Source organism: Acidovorax temperans, assembly GCF_028596105.1.
GTDB lineage: Bacteria > Pseudomonadota > Gammaproteobacteria > Burkholderiales > Burkholderiaceae_C > Acidovorax > Acidovorax temperans.
Genome location: NZ_CP117193.1, coordinates 3,340,821 through 3,351,943, shown reverse-complemented (window position 1 = coordinate 3,351,943; position 11,123 = coordinate 3,340,821). Strand labels below are relative to the sequence as shown.

General features: G+C 62.3%; 9 protein-coding genes. All 9 read right to left on the bottom strand.

The features are described from left to right. Nucleotides 1-230 precede the first annotated feature (230 nt). Nucleotides 231-1,361 (bottom strand): aspartate-semialdehyde dehydrogenase, encoded by a 1,131-nt coding sequence (gene asd, locus PQV96_RS15760; protein ID WP_273623512.1) that lies wholly within the window; start codon nucleotides 1,359-1,361, stop codon nucleotides 231-233. Between the two features lie 313 nt (nucleotides 1,362-1,674). Beyond that, nucleotides 1,675-2,745 carry a 3-isopropylmalate dehydrogenase gene (leuB, locus tag PQV96_RS15755; RefSeq protein ID WP_273623511.1) on the bottom strand — a complete coding sequence of 357 codons (1,071 nt, stop codon included), beginning with the start codon at nucleotides 2,743-2,745 and terminating at the stop codon, nucleotides 1,675-1,677. 76 nt (nucleotides 2,746-2,821) lie between these two features. Then, the gene (gene leuD / locus PQV96_RS15750) at nucleotides 2,822-3,472 is read right to left on the bottom strand and encodes a 3-isopropylmalate dehydratase small subunit (RefSeq protein ID WP_273623510.1); all 651 of its coding nucleotides are present in this window, start codon (nucleotides 3,470-3,472) and stop codon (nucleotides 2,822-2,824) included. Between the two features lie 13 nt (nucleotides 3,473-3,485). Continuing rightward, on the bottom strand, nucleotides 3,486-3,611 hold the full coding sequence (locus PQV96_RS15745) for an entericidin A/B family lipoprotein (RefSeq protein WP_273623509.1): 126 nt from the start codon (nucleotides 3,609-3,611) through the stop codon (nucleotides 3,486-3,488). A gap of 21 nt (nucleotides 3,612-3,632) precedes the next feature. Continuing rightward, nucleotides 3,633-5,054, bottom strand: coding sequence for a 3-isopropylmalate dehydratase large subunit (gene leuC, locus PQV96_RS15740; protein ID WP_142083634.1), 1,422 nt, complete (start codon nucleotides 5,052-5,054; stop codon nucleotides 3,633-3,635). A gap of 32 nt (nucleotides 5,055-5,086) precedes the next feature. After that, nucleotides 5,087-6,061, bottom strand: coding sequence for a LysR family transcriptional regulator (locus PQV96_RS15735; RefSeq protein WP_273623508.1), 975 nt, complete (start codon nucleotides 6,059-6,061; stop codon nucleotides 5,087-5,089). 254 nt (nucleotides 6,062-6,315) lie between these two features. After that, nucleotides 6,316-7,680 carry an MBL fold metallo-hydrolase RNA specificity domain-containing protein gene (locus PQV96_RS15730; protein WP_273623505.1) on the bottom strand — a complete coding sequence of 455 codons (1,365 nt, stop codon included), beginning with the start codon at nucleotides 7,678-7,680 and terminating at the stop codon, nucleotides 6,316-6,318. 241 nt (nucleotides 7,681-7,921) lie between these two features. Then, complete coding sequence (gene dnaJ, locus PQV96_RS15725; RefSeq protein WP_273623504.1) at nucleotides 7,922-9,061, bottom strand: molecular chaperone DnaJ; 1,140 nt, start codon at nucleotides 9,059-9,061, stop codon at nucleotides 7,922-7,924. A gap of 106 nt (nucleotides 9,062-9,167) precedes the next feature. Continuing rightward, nucleotides 9,168-11,117 carry a molecular chaperone DnaK gene (gene dnaK / locus PQV96_RS15720; RefSeq protein ID WP_273623503.1) on the bottom strand — a complete coding sequence of 650 codons (1,950 nt, stop codon included), beginning with the start codon at nucleotides 11,115-11,117 and terminating at the stop codon, nucleotides 9,168-9,170. Between the last annotated feature and the right edge of the window lie 6 nt (nucleotides 11,118-11,123).

The following is an 11,123-nucleotide window of genomic DNA, read 5'->3' as shown; positions in this document are numbered from 1 at the left end:
GTGCTGTTCCCGCCCCGGAGCGTGAAAATATGTAAAAAGCACCATAGCAGCAATGTTTTGCAGTGACAAGCTGAGGTGGCGTCGAAGCTTTGGTGGGCAACCATGGGCTCTCATTTGAGGCGTAAACCTGTTGCCATTCGACAACGTGGCGTAACTGGTTGTTTCTGCGCTCGAGAATGAAAAAAGCGCGCAAAACGTCGGTTTTGCGCGCTGGGTGCAGGCCTTTGAAATCAGGCGGACAACAAAATCCGCAGCATGCGGCGCAGGGGTTCCGCAGCGCCCCACAGCAATTGGTCGCCAATAGTGAAGGCACCCACATACTCGGGGCCCATGGCCAGCTTGCGGATGCGGCCTACAGGGATGGTCATGGTGCCGGTCACGGCCACGGGGGTCAGATCCTTGATGGTGGCCTCGCGTGTGTTGGGCACCACTTTCACCCACTCGTTGTCGGCCGCAATCATGGCTTCGATATCGGCCACGGGCACGTCCTTCTTGAGCTTGAAGGTCAGAGCCTGGCTGTGGCAGCGCATGGCGCCCACACGCACGCAAAAACCGTCCACCGGGATGGCGGCCGAGCCAAAGCCCTCGCCCATGCCGAGGATCTTGTTGGTTTCGGCCATGCCCTTCCACTCTTCCTTGGACTGGCCGTTGCCCAGGTCCTTGTCGATCCAGGGGATCAGCGAGCCGCCCAGGGGCACGCCAAAGTTGGCGGTTTCAGCGGCAGACAGGCTGCGCTGCTTGGCGATGACCTTGCGGTCGATTTCCAGGATGGCGCTCTTGGGGTCATCCAGCAGAGACTTCACTTCGGCATTCAACGTGCCGTATTGCGTGAGCAGCTCACGCATGTGCTGCGCGCCACCGCCCGATGCGGCTTGGTAGGTCTGGGTGCTCATCCATTCGACCAGACCCGCCTTGTACAGGGCGCCCACGCCCATCAGCATGCAGCTCACGGTGCAGTTGCCGCCCACCCAGTTCTTGCCACCATTGGCCAGCGCATCTTTGATGACGGGCATGTTGACGGGGTCGAGGATGATGACGGCGTCCTTTTCCATGCGCAGCGTCGATGCAGCGTCGATCCAGTGGCCGTTCCAGCCTGCGGCGCGCAGCTTGGGGAAGACTTGCGTGGTGTAGTCGCCGCCTTGAGCCGTGATGATGATGTCGCAGCGCTTCAAGGCGTCGATGTTGTACGCGTCTTGCAGGGTGGTTTCGTTCTTGGCTTGTGCGGGGGCCTTGCCGCCTGCGTTGGATGTGGAGAAGAACAATGGCTCGATCAAGTCGAAGTCTTTTTCTTCGATCATGCGGTCCATCAACACCGAGCCGACCATGCCGCGCCAGCCGACCAAACCTACCAACTTGCTCATTTCAACGCCCTTTCAGATTAAGAAACAGTGCCAGACCAGACTGTTTGCCCCGGCTCGTCTGGCCAGGGAGGGCGCACGACGGTACCGGAGCTGGATCAGCCCTTAATAATGGTCGTGGTTTTGGTGGTGATTGCGCGCACAGCCACGCCTGCCAGGGCGGCAGTAGCGGTGTTCAGGACGAACGGGCGGGCGGCAAACATGCGCAGATTCTAGCCGATTGCGTGCATGGGCCAATGCGGGAATTGCATACGACGATTGTGCAAAGAAAAAGGGCGGCCACAGCCGCCCTTGAAATGTCATGGCAAACCTGGGATCAGGCGAGCGCCTTCACCACGGCATCGCCCATCTGCGCGGTGCCCACCTTGGTGGTGCCTTCGCTGTAGATATCGGGCGTGCGCAGGCCTTGCGCCAGCACCTTTTGCACAGCGGCTTCGATGCGCTGAGCGGCTTCTTCCTGATTCAGGCTGAAGCGCAGCATCATCGCGGCGCTCAGGATGGTGGCCAGGGGGTTGGCCACGCCTTTGCCGGCGATGTCGGGGGCGCTGCCGTGGCTGGGTTCGTACAGGCCCTGGTTGCTGCTGTTCAGGCTGGCCGAGGGCAGCATGCCGATGGAGCCGGTGAGCATGGAGGCCTCGTCGCTCAGGATGTCGCCAAACATGTTGCCGGTCACCACCACATCAAACGCCTTGGGGGCTTTGACTAACTGCATGGCTGCGTTGTCCACGTACATGTGCTGCAGCTCGATGTCGGGGTATTCCTTGTGCACGTCGGTCACCACGTCCTTCCAGAACTGGAAGGTTTCAAGCACGTTGGCCTTGTCCACGCTGGTGACCTTCTTGTTGCGCTTGCGGGCGGCCTGGAAGGCGACGTGGGCGATGCGCTCGATCTCGGGGCGGCTGTAGCGCATGGTGTCGAAGGCTTCTTCCGCACCGGGGAAGTGCCCGTCCACCGCTGTACGGCGGCCACGGGGTTGGCCGAAGTAGATGTCGCCCGTCAGTTCGCGGATGATGAGGATATCGAGGCCCGCGATCAGTTCGGGCTTGAGGCTCGAGGCGCCGACGAGCTGCTCGTAGCAGATGGCAGGGCGGAAGTTGGCGAAGAGGCCCAGGTTCTTGCGCAGGCCCAGAATGGCTTGCTCCGGGCGCAGGGGGCGGTCGAGCTTGTCGTATTTCCAGTCGCCCACGGCACCAAACAGCACGGCATCCGCCTCTTTGGCCAGCTTGAGGGTGGCTTCGGGCAGGGGGTGGCCATGGGCGTCGAATGCGGCGCCGCCCACCAGAGCGGATTCCATTTCAAACTTCAGGTCAAGTGCCTTCAAGACCTTGACGGCCTCGGCCACGATTTCGGTACCGATGCCGTCACCCGGCAGAACTGCGATTTTCATTGTTTGGTGCTTTACTTTTGATAGCTGCCAGCGCTTATCAGATAAGCGCTGGAGGCCATTTTTGCTTAATGTCTGATCAGGAAACCATCGAGTGCGCGAGCCATGGCTTGGTGGCCAGGCGCTGGGCTTCAAAGGCCTTGATCTTGTCGGACTGGCGCAGGGTCAGGCCGATGTCGTCAAAGCCGTTGAGCAGGCAGTACTTGCGGAAAGCCTGCACCTCGAACGGGATCTCTTCACCCTGTGGGCGCACGATGACCTGGCGCTCCAGATCGATGGTGAGCTGGTAGCCGGGGAAGGCGGCCACTTCGTCAAACAGCTGGGCCACGGTGGCCTCGGGCAGCACGATGGGTAGCAAGCCGTTTTTGAAGCAGTTGTTGAAGAAGATGTCGGCAAAGCTGGGCGCAATGATGGCGCGAAAGCCGTACTGATCCAGCGCCCAGGGCGCGTGCTCGCGGCTGGAGCCGCAGCCGAAGTTCTTGCGGGCCAGCAGGATGCTGGCGCCCTGGTAGCGCGGCTGGTTCAGCACGAAGTCGGGGTTGGGCTTGCGCTGGCTCTCGGGGATGCCGGGCTCACCCTTGTCCAGATAGCGCCACTCGTCAAACAGGTTGGGGCCAAAGCCCGTCTTCTTGATCGACTTGAGGAACTGCTTGGGGATGATGGCGTCGGTGTCGACGTTCTCGCGGTCCATGGGGGCGACGAGGCCCTTGAGCAAGGTGAATTTCTGCATGGATGGCCTTGTGTTACTTGGCGGCGCGCTCAATGGCGTTGCCTGCGCGTTCAATGTCTTTGCCCACACCCTGCACGGTGTTGCAGCCCGCCAGCACAAAGGCCAGCGCGAGGGTGATGAAGGCGACAGTCTTGTTCATGGTGTGCTCCTTGGTTGAGGGTCAGGCAAATTGACGGATGTCCACAAAGTGGCCATGCACGGCGGCGGCGGCTGCCATGGCGGGGCTCACCAGATGGGTGCGGCCACCATTGCCCTGGCGGCCTTCAAAGTTGCGGTTGCTGGTGGATGCGCAGCGCTCGCCGGGCTCCAGGCGGTCAGCGTTCATGGCCAGGCACATGCTGCAGCCGGGCTCGCGCCATTCAAAGCCTGCGGCCTTGAAGATCTGGTCCAGGCCTTCGCGCTCGGCCTGTTCTTTGACCAGGCCCGAGCCGGGCACCACCATGGCAAGCTTCACATTGCTGGCCACCTTGCGGCCCAGGCTTTTCACCACGGCAGCGGCTTCGCGCATGTCTTCGATGCGGCTGTTGGTGCAAGAGCCGATGAACACCTTGTCGATGGTGATGTCGTTGATCGGCCTGCCAGGCTGCAGGCCCATGTACGTCAAGGCACGCTCAATGGCGCCGCGCTTGGTGGCGTCCTTTTCCTTGTCAGGGTCGGGCACGCGGGCGTCCACGCCCAGCACCATCTCGGGGCTGGTGCCCCAGGTGACTTGCGGCACGATTTCAGAGGCGTCGAGCTTGACCACGGCGTCAAACTTCGCGTCGGCGTCCGAGTGCAGCGTTTTCCAGTACGCCACGGCCTGGTCCCATTCCACGCCGGTGGGCGACAGGGGGCGGCCCTTCACGTATTCAATGGTTTTGTCGTCCACGGCCACCAGGCCGGCGCGGGCACCGGCTTCGATGGCCATGTTGCACACCGTCATGCGGCCTTCCATGCTCATGGCGCGGAAGACAGAGCCTGCAAATTCAATGGTGTAGCCGGTGCCGCCAGCGGTGCCGATCTTGCCGATGATGGCCAGCACCACGTCCTTGGGCGTGACACCCTTGGCCAGCGTGCCATCGACCTGCACCAGCATGTTCTTGGCCTTCTTGGCCAGCAGGGTTTGCGTGGCCATGACGTGCTCGACTTCCGAAGTGCCAATGCCGTGGGCCAGTGCGCCAAACGCACCGTGCGTGCTGGTGTGGCTGTCGCCGCACACCACCGTCATGCCGGGCAGGGTGGCGCCGTTTTCAGGGCCAATCACGTGCACGATGCCCTGGCGCTTGTGCATGAAGGGGAAGAACGCGGCGGGCGTGATCTGCGCCATGTTCTTGTCCAGCGTGGTGATCTGCTCTTTGCTGATCGGATCGGTGATGCCGTCGTAGCCCTTTTCCCAGCCGGTGGTGGGCGTGTTGTGGTCGGCGGTGGCCACGATGGAGCTGGTGCGCCAGACCTTGCGGCCGGCTTCGCGCAGGCCTTCAAACGCCTGGGGGCTGGTCACCTCGTGCACCAGGTGCCGGTCGATGTAGAGGATGGACGTGCCATCTTCTTCGGTGTGGACAACGTGCTCGTCCCAGATCTTGTCGTAGAGGGTGCGTCCCATAGCGTGGTCTTCTTTCAGGTGGGTCAATGATTCTAGTGTTGCGGTGCCAATTCCGGGGTGGCTATCGTGGCTTGTGCCGCGGCCTGGCGCGGGGCTGTGAGGTGTTCTACCAGCAGGCGTGATGTGACCGGCAGGGCGTCAAAGTCGCGGGCCACCACGCGCAGTTCGCGGCGGGCCCAGGCATCCGTCAGGGGCACGGCCGTGAGGCGGCCCACGCTGCGCATCAGCGCAAAGGCGCGGTCGGGCAGCAGGCCCACGCCCAGGCCGTTGTCGATCATGCGGCACATGGCATCGAGCCCCGTGACCTGGATGCGCTGGCGCAGCGGGCGACCGGCGGCAGCCGCTGCTGCGCGCATGGCCAGGCTGATGCTGCTGTTGGCATGCAGGCCCACGATGTCCCAGTCCAGAACCGCTTCAAAATCAATAGCATCCAGCGCCGCCAGCTCGTGCCCTGCGGGCACTACAAGCATCAATCGATCAGAGCGGTAAGGGCGGCTGGGCAGCTCTTGCGTGCCGCCACTGCCCATGCCCACGTTGCAAATGCCCAGGTCAGCGGCGCCTTCCTGCACGGCGTGCAGCACGGCGGTGCTCAGGTGTTCCTGCAGGTCGATCTTGATCTGGCTGTGCTGGCGTGCAAACGCGCCCAGGTCTTCGGGCAGAAACTGGAAGATGGCCGAGATGTTGGCGTGCACGCGCACATGGCCGCGCACGCCTTCGGCGTATTCGCTCAATTCGCCCTGCATGCGCTCCAGCCCGAAAAGCACGGTGCGCGCATGGTGCAGCAGGCTTTCGCCCGCGGGGGTGAGGGTGACGCCGCGGCTGTGTCGGTAGAGCAGGGCGGTGTCTACCGCCGCTTCCAGATCGGACAGGCGCTTGCTCACGGCCGATGCGGCGATGAATTCTCGCTCCGCCGCACGGCCAATGCTGCCGAGCTCACACACTGCCACAAACAGTTGCAGCGAGGTGAGGTCAATGCGGCGCGCAAAGTTGCGCTCTGAGCTTTTCATGGCGGGCGTTGAAAGGGCTTGCCTTCTTGTTCGGAGAAGGCTTTCTATTTTCTATCCAATTTTCACTCAAAGCCATCGCCAAACACGATGACTTGCATCGTTATCGGGTTTTGGCAAGGAAGCCAGGGCGAGAGGCAAATTTCTAATGAAATATGCCCCCAAGCCTTGCTGGATAAGCGCCAGGCGCTCTCTTTTTTGAAAATTTAGGCTGTGGGGTGCGATGTTGCCGCACCCAACGCAGGCCAAGCCCCAGCCTACAGCTCGACGGTGCAGCCGTGCTCGGGCACCTGGGCTTGCCAGTGCAGCTCGTGCGAGATGCGTTGTCGCAACTGGTCTGATGCGCTCATTTCGCCATGCACGACAAACACCCGGTCGGGTGCGTGCTCCATGCTGCGCAGCCAGGCGATGAGCTGGTGGCTGTCTGCATGGGCAGAAGCGGAGTTGAGCTTGACTACTTCCGCCCGTACGGCAACGTCTTGCCCGTGAATGCGTATGGATCGCTCGCCGTCGGCAAGGCGTGCGCCACGGGTTCCGGGGGCCTGGTGGCCTGTCAGGATGATCATGTTGCGGTGGTCGCCAGAGTGCAGCGCCAGGTGGTGCAGCACACGGCCGCCCGTGGCCATGCCGCTGGCTGCCAGGATGACCATGGGGCCATGCAAGCGCGCCAAGCCTTTGGATTGTTCTGGGGTTTGAACCATCGTCGCGCCATGCTCCAGCGCGTTCACTTCCCGGGCATTGAGGCGGTGTTCGCCCAGGTGGTGTTGGTACAGCCCCGTGGTGCTGACGGCCATGGGGCTGTCGAGAAACACCTTGAGTGAGGCTGGAATTACGCCTTGCGCTTTAAGTAAGCCGATGGCATGCAGCACCACCTGCGCGCGCCCCACGGCAAACACCGGCACCACGGCCACGCCCCCGCGTGCAGCCAGACGCGCCAGCGCGGGGCCGAGTTCGCTCAACAAGTCTTCGGCCGGGTGTTCCCGGTCGCCGTAGGTGGATTCCACCAGCACCGTGTCGGCCTTGGGTGGCGCGTCGGGCGGGTTCATCAGCATGTCATCGGGCCGCCCGAGGTCGCCCGAGAACAGAATCCGGCGCCCGCCCACTTCCAGCAGAACGCTGGCCGCGCCCAGGATGTGCCCGGCGTTTGAAAACGTGGCGTACCAGCCGGGCAGGGGCTCAAAGCGTTGGTGCAGGCCATGGGGCTTGAATTGCTTGAGGCAGTGCAGGGCATCCAGCCGGGTGTACAGCGGCAGCGCAGGGCTGTGGCTGCTGAGTTTGTGGCGGTTCAGGAAGGCTGCGTCTTCCTCTTGCAGGTGGCCGCTGTCAGGCAGCAGGATGGCGCACAGGTCGCGGGTGCCGCGCGTGGCGTGGATGTCGCGGTGATAGCCGTCGCGGGCGAGCGGGGGCAGGTAGCCGCTGTGGTCCAGGTGGGCGTGGGTGAGAACCACCGAATCGATCTCGTGGGGCGACAAGGGCAGTGGCTGCCAGTTGCGAAGGCGCAGTTGCTTGTAGCCCTGGAACAGCCCGCAATCAATCAGCATGCTTTTGCCGTTGTGGCGCACCAGGTACTTCGACCCGGTCACGGTGCCGGATCCGCCCAGAAAGGTGATGCCCACGCTCATGTGTTTTTCTCCCGTTGCTGCAGGCCTCCATGGTATGCGCTGCGTAGCTGGCGCTCAGCGGGGGCGCTGCTCAGTCCATGGGGAGTCTTGATGGTCATCAACGATGGGACTTGGGATTGGCGGTTCGTTCTTGCGGGCGATGCATGAAAAAAAAGCGACCCGGCGTAAACCGGGTCGCTTTTTTTGTGGAGGCTACAGCGCTGCCGCCTGGCTGTGCGCTGGTGCAGCGCACGAAAACCGGTCAGCTGAAGAAGTTCTTCAGACGGTCTGTCCAGCTCTCGCCGCTGGGCGAATGGCGTGAGCCGCCTTTTTTCAGGGACTCTTCCAGTTCGCGCAACAGCTTGCGCTGGTGCTCGGTGAGCTTGACCGGCGTTTCCACCGCGATGTGGCAGTACAGGTCGCCAGGGTAGCTGGAGCGCACGCCCTTGATGCCCTTGCCGCGCAGGCGGAACTGCTTGCCAGCCTGCGTGCCTTCAGGGATGTCAATAGCCGCTTTGCCGGCCAGCGTGGGCACTTCGATCTCGCCACCCAGTGCTGCCGTGATGAAACTCACGGGCACCTGGCAGTGCAGGTCATCGCCATCGCGCTCGAAGATGTCGTGCTTCTTGATGCGGATTTCGATGTACAGATCGCCGGGTGGCCCGCCGTTGGTGCCTGGCTCGCCGTTGCCGGTGCTGCGGATGCGCATGCCATCGTCGATGCCCGCAGGAATCTTTACTTCCAGCGTCTTCTGCTTCTTGATCTTGCCCTGGCCGCTGCATGCAGTGCAGGGCTCGGGGATGATCTTGCCCGTGCCACGGCAATGCGGGCAGGTTTGCTGCACGCTGAAGAAGCCCTGGCGCATTTGCACCGTGCCAGAGCCCTGGCAGGTGCCGCAGGTCTTGGCGCTGGTGCCTGGCTTGGCACCGCTGCCGTGGCAGGTGTCGCACGAATCCCAGGACGGGATACGGATTTGCGCATCCTTGCCGCGCGCTGCTTCTTCCAGCGTGATCTCCATGGCGTAGCTGAGATCGCTGCCACGGTACACCTGGCGGCCACCTGCGCCCCGGCGCCCGCCCTGCTGGCCGAACATGTCGCCGAAGATGTCGCCAAACGCCTCGGCAAAGCCGCCAAACCCTTCTGCTCCACCCCCGGGGCCGCGCATGTTGGGGTCTACCCCCGCGTGGCCGTATTGGTCGTAGGCGGCCCGCTTTTGCGGGTCGGAGAGCATCTCGTAGGCCTCTTTGGCCTCCTTGAATTTCTCCTCGGCGGGCTTGGCTGCATCACCCTGGTTGCGGTCGGGGTGGTGCTTCATCGCCAGCTTGCGATAAGCCTTCTTGATTTCTTCGTCCGAAGCGTTTTTGGCAACGCCCAGGACTTCGTAAAAGTCTCTTTTCGACATGGTGATCTCTGGCCCGGTTGGAACAGGAACGCCGCGCAAGCCTGAGAGCCTGTGTGTGCAGGCTCTTTCGGCCCCGCGCGGCGGCTGGGGTCAACGCGAGGGGCGATTAGCCCTTCTTGACTTCCTTGACCTCTGCGTCGACCACGTTGTCGTCGTCAGCGGGCTTGGCAGAGGCACCGGCCGAAGCGCCTGCGCCTTCTGCGCCGCCTGCCGCCTGGGCTGCTTGCGCGGCCTGCGACTCGGCGTACATCTTCTCGCCCAGCTTCTGGCTGGCAGCCATCAGTGCCGTGGTCTTCTCGTCGATGGCGGCCTTGTCCTCGCCCTTCAGAGCTTCTTCCAAAGCCTTGACAGCCTCGGTGATTGCGTCCTTTTCGGCGGCTTCCAGCTTGTCGCCATGCTCGGCCAGGCTCTTGTTCACGCTGTGCACGGCAGCTTCACCCTGGTTGCGGGCTTGCACCAGCTCCAGCTTCTTCTTGTCGTCGGCAGCGTTCAGCTCGGCATCCTTCACCATCTTCTGGATTTCTTCCTCCGACAGGCCCGAGTTGGCCTTGATGGTGATCTTGTTTTCCTTGCCGGTGCCCTTGTCTTTGGCGCCCACGTGCAAGATGCCGTTGGCGTCGATGTCGAACGACACTTCGATCTGTGGAACACCACGGGCTGCCGGTGGAATGCCTTCCAGGTTGAACTCGCCCAGCAGCTTGTTGCCCGAAGCCATTTCACGTTCACCTTGGTAAACCTTGATGGTCACGGCAGGCTGGTTGTCATCGGCCGTCGAGAAGGTCTGTGCGAACTTCGTGGGGATGGTCGTGTTCTTGGTGATCATCTTGGTCATGACGCCGCCCAGGGTTTCGATGCCCAGGGACAGGGGAGTCACGTCCAGCAGCAGCACGTCCTTGCGGTCGCCCGACAGCACTTGGCCTTGAATGGCGGCGCCCACGGCCACGGCTTCGTCAGGGTTCACGTCCTTGCGGGGGTCCTTGCCGAAGAATTCCTTGACCTTCTCTTGCACCTTGGGCATGCGGGTCATACCGCCGACCAAGATCACGTCGTTGATGTCCGACACGCTGATACCGGCATCCTTGATGGCCGTGCGGCAAGGGGCGATGGTGCGCTCGATCAGTTCTTCCACCAGCTGCTCCAGCTTGGCGCGGGTCAGCTTGATATTCAGGTGCTTGGGTCCCGAGGCGTCAGCGGTGATGTAAGGCAGGTTGATGTCGGTCGATGCGGAGTTCGACAGCTCGATCTTGGCCTTTTCAGCGGCTTCCTTCAGGCGTTGCAAGGCCAGTACGTCCTTGGACAGGTCAACGCCTTGTTCTTTCTTGAACTCGCCAATGATGTAGTCGATGATGCGCTGGTCGAAGTCTTCGCCGCCCAGGAAGGTGTCGCCGTTGGTCGACAGCACTTCGAACTGCTTTTCGCCATCCACATCGGCGATTTCAATGATGGACACGTCAAATGTGCCGCCGCCCAGGTCATACACGGCAATCTTGCGGTCGCCCTTTTCCTGCTTGTCCAGGCCAAAGGCCAGGGCTGCGGCAGTGGGTTCGTTGATGATGCGCTTGACTTCCAGGCCGGCAATGCGGCCAGCGTCCTTGGTGGCCTGGCGTTGTGCGTCGTTGAAGTACGCAGGCACGGTGATCACGGCCTCGGTCACGGGCTCGCCCAGGTAGTCCTCGGCGGTCTTCTTCATCTTGCGCAGGATGTCGGCCGACACTTGCTGGGGCGACAGCTTCTTGCCGCGCACTTCCACCCAGGCGTCACCGTTATCGGCGGCCACGATGGAGTAAGGCATCAGGTCGATGTCCTTTTGCACTTCTTTTTCGGTGAACTTGCGGCCGATCAGGCGCTTGATGGCGAACAACGTGTTCTTGGGGTTGGTCACGGCCTGGCGCTTGGCCGATGCGCCGACGAGGATCTCGCCGTCTTCCTGGTAGGCGACGATGGAAGGCGTGGTGCGTGCACCTTCGCTGTTTTCGATCACGCGGGTGGTGTTGCCCTCCATGATGGCGACGCAGCTGTTCGTGGTGCCCAGGTCAATACCGATGATTTTTCCCATGATTTT